Annotated in this window: 15 protein-coding genes; 12 read left to right on the forward strand and 3 right to left on the reverse strand. The window is 68.4% G+C overall.

What is annotated here, in order from left to right:
- Window position 1: 1 nt before the first annotated feature.
- Window positions 2-1,456: an alkaline phosphatase PhoX gene (locus tag ACQEUX_RS03945; protein WP_433041199.1), complete on the reverse strand. Its 1,455-nt coding sequence runs from the start codon at window positions 1,454-1,456 to the stop codon at window positions 2-4.
- A gap of 251 nt (window positions 1,457-1,707) precedes the next feature.
- Between ACQEUX_RS03945 and ACQEUX_RS03950 the strand changes: the two genes are divergently transcribed.
- Window positions 1,708-2,217, forward strand: coding sequence for a GNAT family N-acetyltransferase (locus tag ACQEUX_RS03950; RefSeq protein WP_433041202.1), 510 nt, complete (start codon window positions 1,708-1,710; stop codon window positions 2,215-2,217).
- A gap of 60 nt (window positions 2,218-2,277) precedes the next feature.
- On the opposite strand, the gene ACQEUX_RS03955 is transcribed toward ACQEUX_RS03950, so the two are convergent.
- Complete coding sequence (locus tag ACQEUX_RS03955; RefSeq protein WP_433041204.1) at window positions 2,278-3,054, reverse strand: IclR family transcriptional regulator; 777 nt, start codon at window positions 3,052-3,054, stop codon at window positions 2,278-2,280.
- A 161-nt stretch (window positions 3,055-3,215) separates the two neighbouring features.
- On the opposite strand from ACQEUX_RS03955, the gene ACQEUX_RS03960 reads away from it, so the two are divergent.
- The 7 genes from ACQEUX_RS03960 (at window position 3,216) to ACQEUX_RS03990 (ending at window position 12,135) form a co-directional block, all read left to right on the forward strand.
- A complete protein-coding gene (locus ACQEUX_RS03960) occupies window positions 3,216-4,463 on the forward strand; it encodes an ABC transporter substrate-binding protein (RefSeq protein ID WP_433041206.1) in 1,248 nt (415 codons plus the stop codon).
- 76 nt (window positions 4,464-4,539) lie between these two features.
- Window positions 4,540-5,493 (forward strand): carbohydrate ABC transporter permease, encoded by a 954-nt coding sequence (locus ACQEUX_RS03965; protein WP_433041209.1) that lies wholly within the window; start codon window positions 4,540-4,542, stop codon window positions 5,491-5,493.
- The gene (locus tag ACQEUX_RS03970; RefSeq protein WP_433041211.1) at window positions 5,490-6,320 is read left to right on the forward strand and encodes a carbohydrate ABC transporter permease; all 831 of its coding nucleotides are present in this window, start codon (window positions 5,490-5,492) and stop codon (window positions 6,318-6,320) included. The genes ACQEUX_RS03965 and ACQEUX_RS03970 overlap by 4 nt, the downstream gene beginning before the upstream one ends.
- An 8-nt stretch (window positions 6,321-6,328) precedes the next feature.
- Window positions 6,329-7,510 carry a mandelate racemase/muconate lactonizing enzyme family protein gene (locus tag ACQEUX_RS03975; protein ID WP_433041213.1) on the forward strand — a complete coding sequence of 394 codons (1,182 nt, stop codon included), beginning with the start codon at window positions 6,329-6,331 and terminating at the stop codon, window positions 7,508-7,510.
- Window positions 7,507-8,718 (forward strand): fumarylacetoacetate hydrolase family protein, encoded by a 1,212-nt coding sequence (locus ACQEUX_RS03980; protein WP_433041216.1) that lies wholly within the window; start codon window positions 7,507-7,509, stop codon window positions 8,716-8,718. Before ACQEUX_RS03975 ends, ACQEUX_RS03980 begins: the two co-directional genes overlap by 4 nt.
- Window positions 8,715-10,229 (forward strand): aldehyde dehydrogenase (NADP(+)), encoded by a 1,515-nt coding sequence (locus ACQEUX_RS03985; protein WP_433041219.1) that lies wholly within the window; start codon window positions 8,715-8,717, stop codon window positions 10,227-10,229. Before ACQEUX_RS03980 ends, ACQEUX_RS03985 begins: the two co-directional genes overlap by 4 nt.
- Before the next feature lie 334 nt (window positions 10,230-10,563).
- The gene (locus tag ACQEUX_RS03990) at window positions 10,564-12,135 is read left to right on the forward strand and encodes an alpha/beta hydrolase-fold protein (protein WP_433041222.1); all 1,572 of its coding nucleotides are present in this window, start codon (window positions 10,564-10,566) and stop codon (window positions 12,133-12,135) included.
- A 107-nt stretch (window positions 12,136-12,242) separates the two neighbouring features.
- On the opposite strand, the gene ACQEUX_RS03995 is transcribed toward ACQEUX_RS03990, so the two are convergent.
- Window positions 12,243-13,766, reverse strand: a complete 1,524-nt coding sequence (locus tag ACQEUX_RS03995) for an alpha-N-arabinofuranosidase (protein ID WP_433041225.1) — start codon at window positions 13,764-13,766, stop codon at window positions 12,243-12,245.
- A gap of 489 nt (window positions 13,767-14,255) precedes the next feature.
- Here ACQEUX_RS03995 and ACQEUX_RS04000 point away from each other — a divergent pair, with 489 nt between their 5' ends.
- The 4 genes from ACQEUX_RS04000 (at window position 14,256) to ACQEUX_RS04015 (ending at window position 21,874) form a co-directional block, all read left to right on the forward strand.
- Window positions 14,256-16,661, forward strand: coding sequence for a glycoside hydrolase family 3 N-terminal domain-containing protein (locus tag ACQEUX_RS04000; protein WP_433041228.1), 2,406 nt, complete (start codon window positions 14,256-14,258; stop codon window positions 16,659-16,661).
- Window positions 16,662-17,045: 384 nt separating this feature from the next.
- Window positions 17,046-18,068: a LacI family DNA-binding transcriptional regulator gene (locus ACQEUX_RS04005; protein WP_433041231.1), complete on the forward strand. Its 1,023-nt coding sequence runs from the start codon at window positions 17,046-17,048 to the stop codon at window positions 18,066-18,068.
- A gap of 180 nt (window positions 18,069-18,248) precedes the next feature.
- Window positions 18,249-20,429 carry an alpha/beta hydrolase gene (locus ACQEUX_RS04010; RefSeq protein WP_433041234.1) on the forward strand — a complete coding sequence of 727 codons (2,181 nt, stop codon included), beginning with the start codon at window positions 18,249-18,251 and terminating at the stop codon, window positions 20,427-20,429.
- Window positions 20,430-20,533: 104 nt separating this feature from the next.
- Complete coding sequence (locus ACQEUX_RS04015) at window positions 20,534-21,874, forward strand: ABC transporter substrate-binding protein (protein ID WP_433041237.1); 1,341 nt, start codon at window positions 20,534-20,536, stop codon at window positions 21,872-21,874.
- Window positions 21,875-21,876 lie beyond the last annotated feature (2 nt).

Here is a 21,876-nt window from a genome sequence, read left to right on the forward strand (position 1 = left end):
ATCAGCCCAGGTACTTCTCCCACGGGCCGGTGATGGCCAGGGTGAGGCCCGGGTCCTGCATGTTGACGAAGAGCACCTTGCCGTCGGCGCTGAAGACCGGCCCGCAGAACTCCGAGTCGTTGAGCTGGTTGCGGGCGATCGCGTAGGTCGGGCCGCCCGGGATCGCGCTGAGCACGTGGGAGGTGCCCTTGCCGTCCTCGGCGAGCACGAGGCTTCCCCACGGGGTGACGGCCACGTTGTCCGGGCCGTCGAAGGTGAGGTCGTTGTACTTGACCGGCGACCCCTCCTCGGAGGCGGTCTGGTGCGGGAAGTACGTCACCAGCTCGATGGTCTGGGCCTTGTAGTTGTAGAACCACACCATGCCGTCGTGCGGCGCCGCGTCCGCCGGCAGGTCACCCTCGTCCCAGGCGTAGGAGTTGACCACGTAGACGCCCTCGTCGGTGCCCCACACACCCTCGAACTTGCGCCCGCGGGTGACCTGGCCATCGGTGAACTGCTCGCGCACGGACTTGGTGCGCGCGTCGCGGTCCGGCACCTCGATCCACCGTACGGGGAAGGGGCGGCCCAGCTGGGCGGAGGTCAGGTAGGCGACGTCCGGCAGCACCGAGCCGTCGTCCATGATGATCTGCATCGCGGCGAGGACGCCGGCGTTCGGTGCGAGGCGGGTGAGCACACCGGGGCCCACCTTGACGCCGCGCGGCGCCGTCCAGCGGTAGAAGAGACCGTTGGGCTCGTCGGCGTCCTCCGAGAGGTAGATGCTGGTGCGGTCCTTGTCGATCGCCAGGGCCTCGTGGGAGTAGCGGCCCAGGCACTTGATCGGCCTCGGGTCGGCGCTGCCGTCGGCCCAGACCTCGAAGACGTAGCCGTGATCCTTCTGGTAGACGCCGGACCGGTCGCCCTCTTCCCACTCGTCGCCGGCGCGGTCCTCGGTCTCCTCGCAGGTGAGCCAGGTCCCCCACGGAGTCGGCCCGCCGGCGCAGTTGGAGATGGTGCCGGAGAGAGCGACGAACTCACCCAGGTTGCGGCCCGCACGGTCAGTCTTGATCACGGTGCAACCGCCGGCGTCGACGGCGCCCGCGTCGTAGACCGTTCCCTTGACGTGCGGCACGCCGAACTCGGCGCCCGGGTCGATCTCGTGGTTCTGGATGAGGGTGTAACGACCGTTGCCGGCGTCGTAGACGGCCATGCCGTCGTGGTCGGCGGGGGTCATGCCCTGGCCACGGTCGAGCCGGGTGACGCCGGTCCGGGTGACGACGGTGTAGCTGAAGCCCTCGGGCAGGGCAAGGATTCCCTTGGGGTCGTCCACGAGCGGCGGGAAGGGCACGTGACCGGCCTTGACCGGCGGGTGAGGCCGGCCCGGGCTGGCCTGGGCCAGGGACGGCAAGCCCCCGGCGACAGCAAGGCCTACACCGGCAGCGGCGCTGCCAGCGAGGAACGTACGACGAGAGGAAGGCACGTGAAATCAGCTCCTGGTCAGGCAAGTGCGACGCTGGCCAGCCAACCCGTGCGGACAGACACCGACGCGTCACCTGTGGGATGTGTTGGTGACATCGGAGTAAAGAATCGGGGCCGCGCACGCGTCGCGTCACGCGGCAACCCGGCCCCGTGTACTCGGCGACAAAGTCCGGGTGACGCCCGTGTAAGGATGTTGTGGTGAGGTGTGAGTCGACAAATATGCCGCCGCTCGATCCGACCGACTCTCCTCTCGTGCTGACGGGGGAGGGGGTGGTGCTGCGAGAATGGGCCGACGCGGATACGCCGTACATGCCACGGCTGTTCGACGCGGCGGACATGGCCGCGAACACCGACATCCCCGCTCCGTTCGACGCGGACGCGTTTCTCATCCGAATCCGACGGCGTCAGGCACAGCGCATTGTCGACCTGGCCGTCACGCGCGACGGTGGGGAGCCATGTGGGCTCGTCGCCCTCCATGTGGCGAGCGGGGTCATCGGGTACGCCATCGGTCCGGCGCACCGCGGCCGGGGCCTGGCCTCGCGGTCCCTGCGGCTCATCACGGAGTTCTGCCACGTGAGACTGGGCTTCTCCCGGCTGCGGCTCGGTATCGTGCAGGGCAACGTGCCCTCGCAGCGGGTAGCCCGGTCCGCCGGGTACGTCCGTGGCGACGACGCCCTCGTCGAGCGGGTGAATGGACTGGGGGAGCCGAAGTTGCTCGAGACGTGGTATTGGACCGTCCCCCCGGCTGCCCCCGGCCGGTAACATCGTGAGATTCAGGGACCAACCTGAATCTTCGGCTTTACCAATCGATCAGCCGTCATGTCAGGTGCCGTCCGGGCTCGCTGATGGCAGAGGTGTGTAGCCGAGCTCGTACGAGATCTGGTTCGCGGTCTCCAGGAGGAGCGGGAGATTGCTCTTCAGTTGGTCGAGGTTCGCGATGACCTCGATCGCCGTAATCGAGGCGGCGGCGATGACCAGCCCTCGTGAATCCCTGATCGGGGCGGCGACACACATCACGTAGGCGTCGTGCTCACCGTTGTCCATTGCCCAGCCACGTTCGCGGATGCGGGCGAGTTCGGCTTCGAGGGAGGCGTGGTCGGTGAGGGTGGTGTCGGTGAACCTCTCGAAGACGACGTGGGAGAGAAGGCGATCGCGTTCCTCCAGGGGTAGGTACGCCAGGATCGTCTTGCCGACGGCGCTCGCGTAGATCGACACGGCGCGCCCCACGCGGGACGGCAGCTTGACGGCGTCGAACGCCGGGCTGTCAACCTTGTCGATGTAAATGATCTCGTCGCCGGTCAGCTGCGCCAGGTGCACGGTATGACTGGTCTCGCGTTGCAGCGCGCGGAGGTGTGCGGCGGCGGGCTGGCGCAGGTCCATCGAGCCGAGCGCGAGCTCGGACAGCTCGATCAGGCCGCTGCCGAGCACGTAGGTGCCCGCACCGGTCCGGCGCACGAAACGCGCGGACTCCAGCGTCTGCAGGATCCGCAGGGCCGTGGACTTGTGCACGCCGAGCACGTCCGCCGCCTCCGTGAGAGACAGCGGGTGCTCCGCCGACCGGCGGATGAGGTCGATCGCGCGGCGAATCGATTGCGCCAAGGCCAGTTCTCCCCTCCCGTGACGGCATCACGGCCGCCGTTGTTGCATTATGTGCAATGTAGTCGACGCGATGCGCAATCGCCACTTGACACCGTTGCACATGGCGCTACGATCGTTGCAAATTAATCCGGATGACTCTGATTCGTAACACTGGAGTAACGATGGGTAATCAGCGCGCTCGTTTCGGCATCGCCAGGGCGACATGTGCCCTCGGCGTGGTCGCCGCTCTATTGACCGGTTGCGGCTCTGGCGGCGATTCCGGTGATGGCGTCACCAAACTGACCTTCGCCGCCTCGACCTTCGGCGACCCGGGCCGCGGGCCCCTGTTGACGAAGTGGCTCGATGAGTTCAATCAGAGCCAGACCAAGGTCCAGGTCTCCGCCGCCGCGGTGCCGTACCCGACCTTCGGCCAGACCGTGCTCACGCAGATGGGCAGCGGCAAGGGCCCCGACCTGGTCCGCTTCGACATGCCCGAGTTCGAGGCCGCCTCGGACGCCGGCCTCGTCGCGCCGCTGGACAAGGTGATCGACGCCAGCAAGTACGACCTGATCAAGCAGCCCGACCAGTTCATGGTCCACGACGGTGTCCGGCACGGCGTCATCTTCGAGGCGTCGAACTACGCGATGTTCTACAACGCGGACCTGATCCCGACGCCGCCGACCACCTACGAGCAGTTCACCTCCACTGCGAAGTCGCTGACCAAGGGCGACGTCTTCGGCCTGGCGTTCCGCCAGACGGAAGCCGAGGAGGCCGGTGTCTGGCAGGACATCTTCAACTACGTCTACGGCTTCGGCGGCGCGTGGTCCGACGGCAAGAACCTGACGATCAACTCGCCCGAGAACCTCAAGGGCCTGCAGGCATACAAGGACCTGTACGACGCGAACGTGATCCCGCGCGGAGCGGACGCGGCGACGTTCCGGCGGATGTTCGCCGAGGGCAAGGTCGGGATGGAGCTCAACAACGGCGGCTACGTGACCGCCACGCGCGGCCAGAACGCGAAGCTGAACTTCAACGTCGCGCCCATCCCGTTCCCGGTCCGCAAGCAGGGCGCGATCCTCGCACCAATCGTGATCAACGAGGCGAGCGAGGGCAAGGACGAGGCCGGCACCTTCATCAAGTGGGCGCTGGAGCCGCAGAACCAGGTCAAGCTGCAGGAGATCCTCGGCGCGAGCAGCGTCGCCACCACCACGCAGCGCAGCGCGGAGGCGCTCAAGGCGACCCCGTTCCTCCCCGTCTTCGACGGGCTCACCGAGACCAGCCTGCCGCAGATCGTCCTGGGGTTCGAGGCCAAGACGCCGGACATCCGCAAGGTGGTCGTGCAGAACGTGGTCGCGGCACTGCAGGGCAAGGCCGACCTCAAGTCGGCACTGGATCGCGCCCAGCAGCAGGCGACCGAACTGGTCCGCTGATCGCTCGACACGGCGACGCTGCCGGCGCAACGATCCGTGCGCCGGCAGCGTCCTTTCCCCCGAAGGATCGAACCCGATGACTGTGGTCGAGCAGACCGGAGCACCGAAGACAACACCCCCAGGCCGGCCCCGGCGTCGGTCCAGCCCGCTGGGTAGCAAGTGGACGCCGTACCTGTTCCTGGCACCCGCAGCCCTGTTCATCCTGGTCTTCCAGGCGGTACCCCTCGTCCAGGAGGTCTACCTCAGCTTCACCAGGACGAGGCTGCTCAACCCCACCCGCAGCGAGTGGGTCGGGCTCGACAACTTCAACCGGATCTTCGGCGACCCCGAATTCCACCGCACCCTGCTGATCACCTTCGTCTACGTGATCACCTGCGTCGTTGTCGCGATCGGTGCCGGGCTCGGCGTCGCGCTCCTGCTCAACAAGAAGTTTCGGGGCCGTGGCGTGGCGCGGGCCCTCGTGACCGTCCCCTGGGCCGCTCCTGGCATCGCGGTCGCGCTCATCGCCACCTGGATGCTCAACGCGCAGTACGGCATCGTGAACCGGTTCCTCGACGCGGTGGGACTCGGTGTGCCCGGCGGCGCCATCCTGGACAGCCCGCGCTACGCGCTCCCGGCGGTGCTCGCGACGACCATCTGGCAACTGTTCCCGTTCACCTCCGTGGTGCTGCTCTCCGCCCTGCAGTCCGTTCCGCAGGACCTCAACGAGGCCGCGACGGTGGACGGCGCCGGACGATGGGCCACCTTCCGCGCCGTTACGTGGCAGGTCATCAAGCCGACCGTGGGTTTGCTGGCCCTGCTGATGACGATCTGGTCGCTGCGGCGGTTCGAGCTGATCTGGCTGATGACCAAGGGCGGGCCCGTCGGCGCCACCGAGACACTCGTCATCGACCTCTACTCGCAGGCGTTCGACTCGAAGGAACTCGGATCGGCGGCGGCCATCGGAATGGTCGGCGTCGTCATCTCGCTCATCGTCATCATCGGCAGCCGACTGGTCGCCCGTGCCGTGGAGAAGGGGGACGTCCGATGAGGCGCTTCCGTTTCGGTGTCACCGCACGGATCGTCGCCGTGCTCGTCGTGCTGGGTGTCGCGGTGTTCCCGCTGTACTGGATGTTCGTCACGGCGCTGTCGAGCAACAGCGACCTCTTCGCCGATCAGCCCCGGCTCACGCCGGACGTCGGCCAGTTCGGGGTCTTCGTCGACGCGCTGGCCGAGGGCAAGGCGGCCGGATGGCTGTTGAACAGCCTGATCATCGCCGTCGGCACGATGGTCCTCTCCGTCGGCCTGGGTATCCCGCTCGGCTACGCGTTGTCCCGGTTCTCGTTCTGGGGCAAGGCCGTGCTGACCGTCGTGCTGCTGTTCACGCAGATGCTTCCCGAGGCGCTCATGGTCGTGCCGTTGTTCGCGCTGTTCCGCCGGTTCGAGCTGCTCGACTCGCTGACCGGCCTCGTCCTCGTGAACTCCGCCTTCGTCCTGCCGATCGTCGCGCTGATCCTCAAGGGCGCGATCGACGGCATCCCGAAGGAGTTGGAGGAAGCCGCGCGTGCCGACGGCGCGCGGCCCTTCACCACCCTGACCCGCATCAACGTGCCACTCATCGCTCCGTCGATCGCGGCCACCGCGGTCATCGCCTTCTTCCACGCCTGGAACGAGTACGTGTTCGCGGTGACGTTCATCTTCAATCCGGACCTGCAGCCGGCCTCCGTCGGCATCGCGAACTTCATCGGCGAGTTGGGCACACCGATCCAGACGGTGATGGCCGTCGCCTTCCTGTTCACGCTGCCCGCCGTCGCCTTCTATCTCCTGGTGCAGAAGTACGTGGTGTCCGGCATGACCGCTGGCGCAGTGAAGGGTTGAGCCGACACATGAAGATCGTCTCCGTCGACACACTGGTCGTCGACTTCTACCGCACGAACCTCGTCATCGTGCGCGTACACACCGACGAGGGGATCGTCGGGCTCGGTGAGGCCACCCTGGAGGGCAAGGAACGGGCCGTCCAGGGTGCCATCGCCGAGCTGGCCGAGGCGGTGGTGGGCCTGGATCCCACCAGCATCTCGAAGATCCTCTACGAGACCGCGCGGGACTGGTACTGGCGCGGCGGCCCGGTCATCATGACCGCGTTGAGTTCGCTGGAGATGGCCCTGTGGGACATCTCGGCGCGCGACCTGGGCGTACCGGTCTCCCGGCTTCTCGGCGGTGCGACCCGCGACCGGGTCCGGGCGTACGCGAATGGCTGGTTCTCCGGCGCCGTCACTCCGGAGGACTACGCGGCCGCCGCGCGCCGGACGGTGGAGTCCGGTTTCCGGGGCCTCAAGTGGGATCCGTTCGAGAACTACGACCTCACCATCACCACCGCGCAGTTGGACCGGGTGCTCGCCCAGATCGACGCCGTCCGAGGGGCGGTGGGCCGCGAGGTGGAGCTGTTCGTCGAGGGCCACGGCCGCTTCGACGTCCGGCATGCCATCAAGGTCGCGAAGGAGATCGCGCAGTTCGACCCGGTGTGGTTCGAGGAGCCGTGCCCGCCGGACAACCTCGACGCACTCGTCGACGTCCGTCGCGCGTCGCCGGTGCCGATCGCCGCGGGGGAGCGGTGGTACGGCCGGCAGGGCTTCGCGCCGGCGCTCGCCCGCCAGGCGGTGGACTTCGTCCAGCCCGATGTGACGCACGCCGGCGGGATCGCCGAGCTGGCCTTCATCTCCACGCTCGCCGCGACCAGCTACGTGGGGTTCGCGCCGCACAACCCGAGCGGTCCGCTGAGTACCGCAGCGACCCTGCAACTAGGGGCCACGCTGCCCAACTTCCGGTACCTGGAGATCATGGCGACCGACGTGCCCTGGCGTCCCGAGATCACCAACGAGCGGCTGATGCTGACCGACGACGGCGACATCCTCATCCCGACCGGGGTCGGACTAGGTATCGAGCTGGATCTCACCGCGATCGAACAGCATCCGTTCACACCGCACCCGCTCCGGATGTTCCAGGACGCCGTCTACGACATCCGCCCCCGGGACGAGCGGTCCTTCTTCAACCTGGAGAGCGGCTCATGACGGTCCCACGGCCCCGAGGGACGGCCGTCGGTGCGGACTGGGTCGGGACCGCCGCCGAGGCGTTGCCGGACGATGTCGACGACAGTGTCCTGATCGGCCGGATCTGGGACCCGTCCGTCGACGGCCCCTCGCCCGTGGCCGTCCGGAACGGCGAGGTCATCGACCTCAGCCACCGGTTCCCGACTGTCCGGGACATCTGCGAGCTGCCCGATCCCGCAGCGACGGTGGCCGGGCTCGACGGGCCGCGGATGGGCACCTTCGAGGAGATGCTGGCCAACACCGGTGCCGCGACCCGCGACCGTACCCGGCCCTGGTTGCTCGCTCCGGTCGACCTCCAGGCGCTCAAGGCCGCCGGAGTGACATTCCCCGTCTCGATGATCGAACGTGTCATCGAGGAACGGGCACGGGGGGACCTGGCCCTCGCGGCGGACATCCGTCAACGGATGCTCGCCGACGTCGGTGTCGACCTGCACAGCCTGACTCCGGGCTCGGTGGAGGCGGATCGGCTCAAGAATCTGCTGGTCGCCGAGGGCATGTGGAGTCAGTACCTGGAGGTGGGGATCGGCCCGGACGCCGAGATCTTCACCAAGGGGCAGATCCTCTCCGCCGTCGGCACCGCCGTTCCGGTCGGCGTGCTCGCCGCGTCGACCTGGAACAACCCGGAACCCGAGGTCGTGCTCATCGTCCAGTCCAGCGGCCGGATCGTCGGCGCCACCCTCGGCAACGACGTGAACCTGCGCGATGTCGAGGGCCGCTCGGCGCTCCTGCTTCCCCTGGCCAAGGACAACAACGCCTCCTGCGCCCTCGGCCCCCTGATCCGGCTCTTCGACGACCGGTTCGGCATGGAACGGGTGCGCGAGCTGGAGGTGAGCCTGGAGGTTCGCGGTGTGGACGGCTTCCTGCTGGAGGCGGTCTCGGAGATGACCCAGATGTCGCGTGATCCGGAGGTGCTGGTGCGGCAGCTGATCGGCCCGCACCACCACTATCCCGACGGCGCGGCCCTGATGCTCGGCACCATGTTCGCGCCCATCCAGGACCGCGACCGCCCGGGTGAGGGCTTCACCCACAAGGTCGACGACGTGGTGCGGATCAGCTGCCCGGCGCTCGGCACTCTGGTCAATCGGGTGTGGCACGCCGAGGAGTGCGAGCCCTGGCGGTTCGGCGTCCGCGATCTCATGGGCAATCTGACGAAGAGAGGACTGCTGTGAACCTGGTCATCACGGTCGATCCGCGCGACGGCCACCGTCGCGCGACGGAGCTCACCGAGACGGACGATTCCCGGCTGGAGGCGATCGCCGGCCAGTCGTCCCGGGCGGCGCGGTGGCTGTCCGGCCTGGGGAGGCTCGGCAGAGCGGACATGCTGGACACGATCGCCGCGTCCCTGGAGTCCCGTCGAGCGGACCTGGTCGCGGCCGCGGTGGCGGAGACCGGGCTGAGCCACGCGCGCCTGGACCAGGAACTCACGCGGGCGGCGCTGCAGTTCCGGATGTTCGGCGACGTGCTGCGCGACGGAGCGTACGTTGAGGCGGCCATCGACCACGCCGCCGACACACCACTCGGACGCGGCCCGGACCTGCGGCGGATGCTCGTACCCCTCGGCCCGGTCGCCGTCTTCGGCGCCAGCAACTTCCCGTTCGCCTTCTCAGTCGCCGGGGGCGACACCGCCTCCGCACTCGCCGCGGGTTGCCCCACGGTCCTGAAGGCCCACCCGTCCCACCCGCTGACATCACACGCCTCCGCCGAGGCGATCGCGTCGGCCGTCCGTGAGGTAGGCGGGCCCGAGGGTGTGATCGCGATCGTGTACGGGGAACAGGCCGGACGTTCGCTGGTGCGTCACCCCGCGATCCGCGCGGCCGCCTTGACGGGCTCCGTCGGCGCCGCCCGCGCCATCCAGGCGGCGATCGACGGACGACCTGATCCCATCCCCCTGTACGCCGAACTGAGCAGCGTGAACCCGATCGTCGTCCTGCCCGGCGCGGCCGCCGACCACGGAGACCAGATCGCCGAAGGGCTGTTCGCCTCCTTCACGGCTTCGGGTGGTCAGCTGTGCACCAAGCCCGGGCTGGCGTTCATCCCGTCGGATCCGGGCGGTGACCACCTGGTCGACGTGCTGCGGGCGAGAGTCGCCTCCTCCGGCGGTGCGGTCCTGCTGAACGAGCGCATCCGTGACGCGTACGAAAGGCAGGCGACGGCGTTCGAGCGGGCCGGCGCTCGTGTCTCGGCGCGGCCCCAGGTCGACTCCGGTGCGGGTTTCACCGTCGCGCCGACGCTCCTGGAGGTCGGTCTGTCGGGCCTGACCGCCGAGATCACCGACGAGTGCTTCGGCCCGCTCCTGGTCGTGGTGCGGTATCGCGACGTCGCCGAGCTCGATGCCGCGCTGGCGACGGTGCCACCGTCGCTGACCGGCTCGGTCCATCGCGCGACGGGCGACGACCACGACGTCGTACGCCGGCTGGTCGACGTGCTCGCCGCCCGCTCGGGTCGCGTCATCTTCGACGGCTATCCCACCGGTGTCCGCGTGTCGTGGGCCCAGCACCACGGCGGGCCCTGGCCGTCGACCAATGCCGTGCACACCTCGGTTGGCGCCACGTCGATCCGGCGGTTCCTTCGCCCTCTGGCGTGGCAGGACGCCCCGGTTTGGATCCTCCCCGAGGAACTGCGAGACGAGTACACCGCCATTCCCCGACGAGTCGATGGGAGGTTGGAGTCAGGGATGTAAACCGCCGCGCCGGCAGGTCGCTCCCGTACGTGCTTCCTGGTCGCGACCTGTCGGCACGCGATCGCTCGACGAATTGACCCGAGATGGATTCGCGCGCCAATCGTGCTGGCGCCGCTGAAACCTGCCCTAATTGTTTTTCCTCTCGATTGGTCAAAACGATTTCCCGTTCCCGCCTTGACCCATCAATGCAATTCATGGTTCTATTTTGACAAGGAGCGATGTTAACGCTCACACGGGGTTATCGCTCGCCCCTGGTATCCGTTCACCTCACCAATCGAATGGTCGGTCGGCCGCTGGCTGCGGTGTGACCGCATGCCGAAGAGGGAGCAGGAACATGCCCGTTGCACCTCCCCGTCCCCTGACGCCGGCGCCGGGGCGCCGGCTGATGTTCGCACTGCTCACCGCCATCACCGTCGCGGCCGGAACGGTCGCCGCCCCCGCGGCGTCGGCCGCGCCGCCCGCGCCGCTGGGCCCGACCGTCACCCGCACCGACAAGCCTCCGACCGGGTACGCGGTCACCTTCAGGTACCGGGCGCCCGAGGGCGTCCAGCAGGTCCACGTCTACGGCGACTGGTTCTACTCCCGACCGGAGAACATCCCGTGCCAGGACTGCGGTGACGCCCGGCCACCCGCTGCGTGGCAGCCCGGCGACGTCGCGGCGACCCCATGGCACATCCAGCCCATGCAGAAGGGCCCCGACGGGGTGTGGACGTTCACCACGCCGCTGCCCGCCGGCACCTTCCGCTACGCGTTCACCCACGACTGCACCAACGAGCTCGCCACCGGCTGCACCCTGCACGACGATCCCGCGAACCCGTGGCAGCTCCAACCGCAGTACCCGGGAGCGCCCGGCGCCGTACGCAGCACGATCTACGTACCGACCAGCAAGAAGTTCCCGACGTACGACACCGGTTACCAGGCGCCGGTCGCCAGGACCGGCCGGTTGGAGTCCCGGCGGTACACCTCACCGCTGTCGACGAACCCGCCGGGAGTGCACGACATCGTCGTCTACCTGCCGCACGGCTATGACCCCCACCGGGCGACGCCGTACCCGACCCTCTACCTGAGCCACGGCAGCGGTGACCACTCGACCGCCTGGACGATGCAGGGCGTGGCGCACCTCATCCTGGAGAACGCGATCAAGGACCGCGCCGCGGAGCCGATGGTGATCGTGTCCACCGACTTCAACGGCCTTCCGGGCGGCAACGAGGGCTACGTCAACGAACTGCGGAACAACATCTTCCCGTTCGTCGAGCGGAACTACCACGTCTCCGCCCGCCCGCAGGACCGCGCGTTCGCTGGCTTCTCCGCTGGTGGTAGCCGGGCGTACACCATCATGTACAACCACACCGACCTGTTCGGCTACCACGCCGCCTGGAGCGCGGGTGGGCCGGCGGCCAGCCAGGCGCAGATCGACCGTATGAAGGCGGTGGCCGGCGGCATCATGATCGGCACCGGCCTCCAGGACCGCCTGGGCAACATCGCCGAGAACTCACAGCGCAACGCCGCCGCCCTGCTGGCCGCCGGCGTCGAGTTGGACGAGTTCAACGTGCCCGGCGTGCACACCTGGCACGTCTGGCGCCCGCTGCTGAACCACTATCTGCGGACCCTGACGTTCCGCGCCACCACGACCGGCCTCGACGTCACGACGGCACCCGCCGGTGCCTCGCACCAGACCAAGGTCACCGCTACCGCGACCGTGGGTGCCGTCAGCACCAGCTCCTCCGCCCCCTCCGGCACGGTCGACTTCTACGCAGGCGACACGCACCTCGGGTCGGTCCCGGTGCACAACGGGGTCGCCCGGCTGACGAAGACCGTCCATGGCGAGCTGGACGCTCCGGCGGTCGCCCACTACCAGGGCGACAAGCTCTTCAACGGTTCCCAGAGCGCGCCGGTCGCCCGGTAGCGCCAGGCCCGATACCTTCCTCGGTGCGGTGGGGAAGCCCGGCCGCTCGCCCCTGGCAGACAGCCAGGAGTGAGCGGCCGGGGCGCGTCCGACGGTTCGTCAGTCGTTCACGGGGTCGCCTCCGTGGCCGTCAGCCGCAGCATGGTCCAGGACGCGGGCGGAAGCGTCAGCCGGACCCCGGCGCCGACGCGATGCGCCGTTGCGTTGGGGCGCGGCGCGGCGTGGTCCGGGCCGTCGGGCGTGTTCCTGGCGTCCAGGTCGGTGCCGCCGACGGTGACGCACTCGATGATCCCGGTCGCCTGGGCGCCGCTGAGGTCGACGGTCACGTCTGCCGGGGTGGCGGTGACGCGGTTGACGAGGAACACGGTCATCTCGCCGGTGCCGTCGTCCCAGGTGGAGGCCGCGTCGACCGCGTCGACCTCACCGTAGCGGTCGGTGGTCGTCGTGCTGCTGTCGCGGAGCACGTCGAGCACGGTTCCCCGGGCGTGCCGGGCGGTGCGGGCGAAGGGGTGGAAGATGGTCTGGCGCCAGGCCGAGCCGCCCGGTTCGGTCATGATCGGTGCGATGACGTTGACCAGTTGGGCCTGGCAGGCCGCGGTCACCCGGTCACTGTGCCGGAGCAGGCTGATGAGCAGGCCGCCGACGACGACGGCGTCGGCCACGCTGTAGTGATCCTCCAGCAGCGGCGGCGCGACCGGCCAGTCCTCGCCGCTGGGCGGTGTGGACGGGGCGGCGGACTGGTACCAGACGTTCCACTCGTCGAACGCGATCATGATCTTCTTGGTCGACCTGCGGATCGCCCCGACCGAGTCGGCGATGGCGGTGACGGCGTCGATGTACCTGTCCATGTCCTCGGCGGAGGCGAGGAAGCTGGGCAGGTCGTCGTCGACGGGCTGGTAGTAGGCGTGTAGCGAGATCAGGTCGACGTCGTCGTACGCCTCGGTGAGCACGTCGCGTTCCCAACTGCCGAACGTCGGCATGCCGAGGTGTGACGAGCCGCAGGCGACGAGTTCGAGAGTGGGATCGAAGCGACGCATGGCCTTCGCGGTCTGCGCGGCGAGACGCCCGTACTCGGGTGCGGTCCGTGCACCCACCTGCCACGGGCCGTCCATCTCGTTGCCGAGGCACCACAGCTTGATCCCGTACGGGTCCGCGGCGCCGTTGTCGCGCCGCTGGTCGGCGAGGTGACTCCCGCCGCGGTGATTGGCGTATTCGAGCAGGTCGACGGCCTCGGCGGTGCCGCGGGTGCCGAGGTTGACCGCCATGATCGGGTCGACGCCCGCCTTGCCGACCCAGCGCATGAACTCGTCGAGCCCGAACGCGTTGGTCTCCAGGCTGTGCCAGGCGAGGTCGAGCCTGGCCGGTCGTTGGTCTACCGGGCCGACACCGTCCTCCCACCGGTAGGAGGAGACGAAGTTGCCGCCCGGATAGCGGACCGTGGTGACGCCCAGCTCCCGCACGAGCGCGAGGACGTCGCCCCGGAAGCCGTCCGCGTCGGCCGTCGGGTGCCCCGGCTCGTAGATGCCGGTGTAGACACAGCGGCCCAGGTGCTCCACGAACGAGCCGAAGAGCCGGCGCGGCACCGGCGCGACGCGCCGGCGTGGATCCAGGAGCAGGCGTGCGGTGTTCACGACGCCTCCTCGCTGGTCGTCGACACGGTCGCGGCCCGCCGCTCGCGCCAGGACCGGGCCGGCAGCCGGTAGCGGTGGGGGAGTCGACTCTCGGTGCTGGCCAGGTGGTCCGGCACTCGGTCGAGGTGGGTTTTCAGGGCTGGCTCCCTTCGTGCGAGGTCCCGACACCGAGATCTCTGCTACGGCGCCGGACCGAGGGGTGGTGGGGGTGTGTGCGAGCTCTGGACATCGCGATGGGCGTCGATTACGTTCACGATCTATGTAAACGTTACCGATTACGTTTACGGTAGGGAACACGATGCCCGTGATCAATCTTCGCTGCCGGGCGGCCCGCGCTGTGCCGTCCACACGCGATCGGGCGTCTCCCTCCCAGGCGCGCCTCACCGGCACCGCCTCCCTGCCGCCGTCCGCGCCGCACGCGGACAGGAGCGGGTTCGTCGTGACGGTGAGGCCGGAAGAGCAGGTTGTGGCCGTGATTGGGGTGACCGGGTGACCACTGTTAAGCCCGAGACTGGGGCGACCTACGTCGATGTGACCGCTCCTGTCGAGGAACGGGTGTCGGATCTGTTGGCACGGATGACCCGGGAGGAGAAGCTCGCCCAACTGGGAAGCACCTGGGCGTTCGCGGTGCTGGAGGGCGGACGGTTCTCGGTCGAGCGGGCCCGGCCGATCCTTGGACACGGCCTGGGGCACGTGACCCGCGTCGCGGGGGCGACCAGCCTGAAGGCGGCGCAGGTGGCGCGGGCCGCCAACGCGATCCAGCGGTTCCTGGTGACCGAGACCCGGCTGGGGATCCCGGCGATCGTGCACGAGGAGGTGTGCTCGGGAGTGATGGCGCGGGAGGCGACCATCTTCCCGCAGGCGATCGGGGTCGCGAGCACCTGGGCGCCGGAACTCAACGGACAACTGGCGGACGCCGTACGCGCCCAGATGCGCGCCATGGGAAGTCACCAGGGGCTCTCCCCGGTGCTGGACGTGGTGCGTGACCCTCGATGGGGCCGGACGGAGGAGACCTACGGCGAGGATCCGTATCTGGTTGCCCGGATGGGGGTGGCGTTCGTCCGGGGCCTCCAGGGTGCCGACCTGACCGACGGCGTCATCGCGACGGCCAAGCACTTCGTCGGCTACGGGGCGTCCGAGGGTGGGTTGAACTGGGCGCCGGCCCATCTGCCACCGCGTCTCCTGCGCGAGGTGTACCTGTATCCGTTCGAGGCGGCGGTCCGCGAAGGCGGGCTCCAGTCGGTGATGGCCGGCTACCACGAGCTTGACGGGATCCCGTGCCACGCCAACCGGGAACTCCTCGCCGACATCCTCCGCCGGCAGTGGGGCTTCGCGGGAAGCGTGGTGTCCGACTATTTCGCCGTCAACGACCTTCACTCGTACCACCACTTCGCGCCGGACAAGCAGCAGGCGGCGACGGTGGGCCTCACCGCGGGTGTCGACGTCGAGCTTCCGGCGACGGACGCCTACGCGGACGCCCTCAGGCGCGCACTGGACGCCGGGGAGGTCAGCGAGGCTCGGCTCGACGAAGCGGTCTCGCGGGTCCTTCGGCACAAGTTCGAACTCGGACTCTTCGAGAACCCGTACGTCGACGAGGGCACGGTCGTGACGACGGTGAACGCCGAGCGGCACCGGGACGTGGCGCTCGAGATCGCTCGCCGCAGCCTCGTCCTACTCAGGAACGACGGCGTCCTGCCGCTTCTTGCGGGAGCCGGAACGGTCGCTCTCATCGGTCCGAACGCGGACGACGCCCGACATCTGCTCGGTGACTACTCGTTCGCGGCCCACATCGAGGCGTTGACGGAGGCCCGTAAACGGCGGGGTCTGCTCGGCGAGATGATGACGATTCCGGATGATCTGGAGATCGACGAGAGTACCGACGGTGTGCCCACGGTGCGTGACGCGCTCGCTGCTCGGCTGGGTGACCGGCTGCTGTACGCGCCGGGCTGCGATGTGGTCGATCCGTCGACGGATGGGTTCGGCGAGGCCGTCGCGGCCGCCGCGGCGGCCGATGTCGCGGTGCTGGTTCTGGGAGACCGCTCGGGGCTGACGCCCAGGGCGACCACGGGCGAGTCGCGGGACCGGTCCAGCCTGGACCTGCCCGGCGTGCAGGAGGACCTGGTCCGGGCCATCGTCGCCACGGGCACTCCCGTCGTCGCGGTTCTCGTGGCTGGTCGACCCGTCGGCAGCGACTTCCTGCACGAGAGGTGCGCCGCGGTCCTGATGGCCTGGTTGCCTGGCGAGACCGGGGCGCAGGCGATCGCCGAGGTGCTCCTCGGCGAGGTGAACCCGAGTGGGAAGCTGCCGATCTCGTATCCCCGCACCGTCGGGCAGATACCCGTCTTCTACGGCCACAAGGTGTCCGGCGGTCGGTCGCACTGGCACGGCGACTACGTGGATTCGCCGGTCAGCCCGCGATACGTCTTCGGCCACGGCCTGGGATACGCGTCGTTCACGATCGACGAGGCCACGGTGGAAAGCGCGGAGGTCCGCCCCGGGGACAGCGTCGGTGTCGAGGTCACGGTCACCAACACCGGGCACCGAGCGGGCGAGGAGGTCGTCCAGCTCTATGTCCGTGACCCGCAGGCAACGGTTACCCGACCGGTCCTCGAGTTGAAGAGCTTCGCCCGCGTCTCGGCCGCCGCGGGTCAGCGGGTGGCGGTGCGGTTCGACCTGCCCACCGGTCAGCTCGGTTTCTACGACCGGAACATGAACTACACCGTGGAACCCGGACAGATCGAGGTGTACGTCGGCTTCTCGTCCCACGATCGCACCCTTGCCGGCAGCTTTGTCATCAGTGCGGACCCGGACGGGTCGGCGACGCCGAAGGTCTTCACGGGTACCACCGAAGTCCGGGATCTGACCGGCGTGACGGTCCTGCCGACACAGGGCTGAGACGACGGCGCGGGGGCGGGTCGGGTGGGCCCGGTATGCGACCGGTGGCGGGGCGCACAGAACCCGTTATCGCGCTACCGCATTCCACTTTCCTCGCCCCATCGCTGTGCGGAATGGGCCCCTGACGGACGGTGTGGCCCTCCGTTGTCGATGGGCTGAACCGCCGCGGGGAAGAGCCGTCCACATCGGCCGTCAACGGCGACGACTGTTCACGTGTCCACGACGGCGACTGATGATGAGCGGTTCCCTCACAGGGATCCTGGTAGGACGGCCTTCTCTGGCTCGCGTGAGGGTGAAAAGGTCTTGTCTTTGTAATCGTTATCGGTTACGTTGGCAACACCCTGGAAACGTAACCGATAACGATTGCAGACCAGAGGGAGCGGCATGACTGGTGTCAATGCGCCGGTAACAATGAGTGATGTCGCCCGAGTCGCCGGCGTTTCCACCGCCACCGTCTCGCGCGTGGTCAACGGGCAATACGGCGTAAGTGCCCGCACTATCGCCCAGGTTCGTTCCGCCATCGAGCAGCTCGGTTACGAGTCGAGTCTGGTGGCCACGAGCCTGCGGCGCAGCCGCACCAACGTTCTGGGCCTCGTGACGCACAGCTTTCAGTCGTACACGGCGGAGGTGCTCAAGGGGGTGATGAAGGCTCTGAGCCGCTCGGGCTTCGACCTGATCATCTACGCCAACAGTGACCTCTACGGGTCGTTCTCCGAGGGCTGGGAGCAGCGGCATCTGACCCGCCTGTCGGGCACTCTCACCGACGGGTGCATCGTCGTCACGCCCTGGGGCGAGGTCCAGAGCCGGACACCGGTCGTGGCCATCGACCCGGCCAGGGACTCGACGGCGCCCTCGGTGACGGCCGACAACTTCGCGGGCGCCACCACCGCGGTCGAGCACCTGCTCGGCCTGGGCCACCGGCGCATCGGGTTCATCGCGGGCCGTTCCAGCCTGGTGGCGGCGTGGTCCCGAGAGGAGGGATACCGGGCGGCGCTCACCGACGCCGGCATCCCGATCGACCCGACGTTGATCGGCAGAGGGGATTTCAACCCCGAGTCGGCAGTTCCGTTGGCGCGTGCCCTCCTGCAACGGGCGGACCCGCCGTCGGCGATCTTCGCGGCGAGCGACGGGATGGCCCTCAAGGTCCTGGAGGTCGCCAGGGAGTTGGGGTTCTCCGTCCCCGCGGACCTGTCGGTCGTCGGGTTCGACAACATCCCGGAGTCGGCGTTGACCGAGCCAGGGCTGACCACTGTGGACCAGTCGATGTACCAGCTCGGATACGAAGCCGCGCGGATGCTGAAGTCGCTGGTCACCGACGAGTGGGAGGGGCCGCGCCAGATAGTGCTTCCGACGAGCCTCGTGGTCCGCAGTTCGACCGCGCCACCGAAGAGCACGGCACGACCGTGACACACACCTGCCGACGTGACCGGCCGCTCACGTCGGAGACTGCGCACCGATCGATCAGGTCAGGTGCGCCCGTGGCAAGACCGTGAAGGAGGTGTCGACACAAATCCACGGCGAGATCCACCGATGAGTTGAGCCGGTCAGCGGGTCGCATCCGCTTCCGGCACATGAAAGGAGTGGAGCGTGGCAACTGAACCGTACCATGGGCGCTTACGCCGTCTGGGCGTACGCCGGCTCTCGGCGGCGTTCACCGCCGGAGTCATCGCCGTCGCGGCGATCCTGCTCGCACCGCAACCGGCAGCGGCGGACACGCCGTGGCTGACCGTCTCCCAAGACCGTTACGCGTCGTTCAGCGTTCCGGCCGCGTACATCCAGGAGCAGGTGGGCCCGGTGTCGCAGGTTGTCGTCGAGGGGAACTTCGGTCCCTCGGCCACCTGGGCGGAATTTGGCCTGACCCGTCGTGGAGACGTGTGGTCAGGCGTTCTCGGCTCGCTCAATCCTGGGCTGTACCACTACCAGGTCACCGCCGACGACACCAAGAGCCTCAAAGATCCGACGAACAGCACCAGTGTGGCGTCCAGCCCGCTGTGGAGCACCTTCTTCGTGGCGGGTGACTCGGCACGTTGGCTGGCGGACGCACCGCCGGGAGCCGGCGGCACGGTGCAGACGTTGACCTACCCGACCAGGAGCGGGCAACGGTCGGCTCTGGTGTGGACACCGCCGGGGTACGCGACCAAGGGTCCCCACGGGTACCCGGTGCTCTACCTGCGGTCCGGCGACGGTGTGGCCGCCACCGACTGGCTCGACCTCGGCCGAGCCAAGCAGATCCTCGACAACCTCTCGGCCGAGGGCGCCATGAAGCCGATGGTGGTCGTGATCAGCGACGACACCGGTTCGGACGACAAGCAGCTGAAGGGCCTCCGCAAGGCGGTCGCCGACAACTACCGGGTCCTGCGTGACCCGGCGCACCAGGCGATCGCGGGGGTGTCCGACGGTGGCACGCAGGCGTTGACGGCGGCGCTCGCCACGCCGGGTCAGTTCGCCTACGCCGGCTGGTTCTCGGGCCACTCGGCCCCGGTCGTCGACCGGAAGGACGCCAGGGCGATCAACGGCAGCGTCAAGCTGCTGCGGCTGTACACGGGCAACGTGACCGATCCCGCGCACAACGCCACCTATCGGCTGATGAAGGCGTTGGACCGCGCCGATGTCAGGTTCGAGTTCGACGGGGTCAACCCGGACGGCGGCGCGAACTGGAACACCTGGCAGGAGAACCTCGTCGACTTCGTGCCGCGGCTGTTCCGTCACGCGTCGGACCACGGGCCGAGCCCCGGTCACCGGCAGCTGACGGGGGAGTTCGCACCGCCGCCGGCCGGCAGCACCCCGACGCCCTTCGTCACCGAGGACGGGTTCGTCACCTTCGAGACGACCACCGACTTCAAGGACGCCCAGCACGTCACGGTGTGGGCGAACGTGGCGCCGGGCGGCAGCTGGCTGCGCGTGCCACTGACGCGCGACGGCGACCGGTGGCGGGCGACCGTGGGGCCGTTGAAGCCCTGGTTCTACTACTACCGGCTGATCGTGGACCGGGTCCCGTTCAAGGACGTCTCGAACCCGACGAAGGTGACCACCGAACCGATGTGGAGCACCTTCTTCATCCCGGGAGAGGGCGCCCGACTGCTGTCGGACGTGCCGGCCGGCCAGGGCGGGAAGGTCGAGAGCATGACCTATTCCAGCACGGTGGCGGGCCAGGACCGAACCGCGCTGGTGTGGACTCCACCGGGGTACGACCCGGGCCGGGCGCAGCCGTACCCCGTCCTCTATCTCCAGCACGGCAGCGGTCAGAGCTACACGGACTGGGTCGAGATGGGACGCGCCAAGCAGATTCTCGACCATCAGTTCCTCGACGGCGACCTCACGCCCATGGTCGTCGTGATGGGCAACGGCAACTCGTCCAACTTCAACAGGGAACTGCGCGAGAACATCGTTCCGACGGCACGCGCCCGCTACCACATCTCCAGCGACCCGTCCCAGCAGGCCCTCGCCGGCCTGTCGATGGGCGGCGGGCAGGCGTTCGGGGTGCTGCGCGCCTACCCGGGCGAATTCGGCTACGTGGCGGCGTTCTCGGCCGGGTTCGGCAGCGGCACCGGCGTCGACGTGGCGGCGATCAACAACGGGACCAGGATGCTGCGCCTGTACGTCGGTGACCAGACCGACTTCGTGTACCCGAGCTTCATGGCATCACTGACCACGCTGAACACCCTCGGTATCCGCTACGAGTTCGACGGGGTCACCCCCGGGCCGCACGGCTGGGACGTGTGGCAGAAGAACCTCATCGACCTGGCGCCGCGCCTGTTCAAGCGCTAGGTGGTCCTCCAGGCGACGCCGCCGGGAGCAGGGGATTCCTGCCCCGGCGGCGGCCGCCAGCGCATGGGTCCTGTGCACCGCCATCCCCGAAGGGAACCATCTCAATGAAGAGAAGACGAATACTTGCCACGGTAGCCATGCTCGCGGCCGGTAGCGCCCTCGTCGCCTGCTCCTCCGACGAGGGCGGAAGCGACGCGAGCAACTGCACGAACACCATCACGAAGCAGAATCTGCCGGTCGTGACGATGTGGGGCTGGTACCCCAACACCCAGCTCGTTGTCGACAACTTCAACAAGCAGAACAACGAGGTGCAGGTCTGCTGGACCAACGTCGGGCAGGGCAGCGACGAGTACGACAAGTTCCAGACGGCCATCTCGGCGGGCACCGGCGCACCTGACGTGATCATGGTCGAGGCGGACCGGATCCCGACCTTCCAGATCCAGGGCGCGCTCGTCGACATCAAGCAGTACGGCTTCGACGCGGTCAAGGCCAACTACGGCGAGGGCGCCTGGAAGGACGTGTCGGTCGGTGACGCGGTCTACGGCGTCCCGGTCGACGGCGGCCCGGTGGCGATGATCTACCGGAAGGACATCTTCGACAAGTACAAGATCACCCCGCCGAAGACCTGGGCCGAGTACGAGCAGGCCGCGCAGAAGGTGAAGGACGCCGGCGGCCCGCTGTTCGGGGACCTCGGCGCGAATGTCTCGGCGCTCACCATGGCGCTGCAGATCCAGAAGGGCGCCGCGCCCTTCACCTACGACCCGGCGCAGCCGAAGGCGATCGGCGTGAAGCTCAACGACCAGGCGTCCAAGGACGTGCTGGACTACTGGGGCGGCCTCGCCAAGAAGGGTCTGGTCGGTACGCAGGACCAGTTCACCCCCGAGTACATCTCGGGCGTGATCAACGGCAACTACGCGACGTACATCTCGGCGGCGTGGGCGCCCGGCTACCTCACCGGCGCGGGCGTCGGCAAGGGTCAGGACACCGGCAAGTTCGCGGTGGCGCCGCTGCCGCAGTGGGATCCGGCCAACCCGGTGCAGGTGAACTGGGGTGGGTCGGCCTTCTCGGTGACCAAGCAGGCGAAGAAGCCGGAGCTGGCGGCGAAGGTCGCCTACGGGCTCTACGCCGACAAGGAGTCGCTCACCGACGGCTGGACCAACCAGATCATCTTCCCGCTGAACCTCACGGCGCTCAAGGACCCCGCGTTCGTCGACCTGAAGGTGACGTTCTTCAACGGTCAGCAGGCGAACAAGGAGGTCTACCTTCCCGCCGCCGAGGCCTACAAGGGCGTCGCGTACGCCCCCTTTGGTCAGTACTACCTCGACGCCATGACGAAACAGGTCAGCGAGATCATCAAGGGCTCCGTCACCGGTTCGCAGGCTGCCGACCGGCTCCAGGAGGACGTGGCGAAGTACGCCAAGGAACAAGGTTTCACCGTTCAGTGACC

It is taken from the genome of Micromonospora sp. CA-259024 (genome assembly GCF_050936255.1).
GTDB lineage: Bacteria > Actinomycetota > Actinomycetes > Mycobacteriales > Micromonosporaceae > Micromonospora.

What these genes read in the sequence shown, in the direction of transcription:
- ACQEUX_RS03965 (WP_433041209.1), top strand. Translation starts at nt 4,540, where the DNA reads ATGACTGTGGTCGAGCAGACCGGAGCACCGAAGACAACACCCCCAGGC.
- ACQEUX_RS03980 (WP_433041216.1), top strand. Translation starts at nt 7,507, where the DNA reads ATGACGGTCCCACGGCCCCGAGGGACGGCCGTCGGTGCGGACTGGGTC.
- ACQEUX_RS04005 (WP_433041231.1), top strand. Translation starts at nt 17,046, where the DNA reads ATGACTGGTGTCAATGCGCCGGTAACAATGAGTGATGTCGCCCGAGTC.
- ACQEUX_RS03990 (WP_433041222.1), top strand. Translation starts at nt 10,564, where the DNA reads ATGCCCGTTGCACCTCCCCGTCCCCTGACGCCGGCGCCGGGGCGCCGG.
- ACQEUX_RS04015 (WP_433041237.1), top strand. Translation starts at nt 20,534, where the DNA reads ATGAAGAGAAGACGAATACTTGCCACGGTAGCCATGCTCGCGGCCGGT.
- ACQEUX_RS03970 (WP_433041211.1), top strand. Translation starts at nt 5,490, where the DNA reads ATGAGGCGCTTCCGTTTCGGTGTCACCGCACGGATCGTCGCCGTGCTC.
- ACQEUX_RS03975 (WP_433041213.1), top strand. Translation starts at nt 6,329, where the DNA reads ATGAAGATCGTCTCCGTCGACACACTGGTCGTCGACTTCTACCGCACG.
- ACQEUX_RS03960 (WP_433041206.1), top strand. Translation starts at nt 3,216, where the DNA reads ATGGGTAATCAGCGCGCTCGTTTCGGCATCGCCAGGGCGACATGTGCC.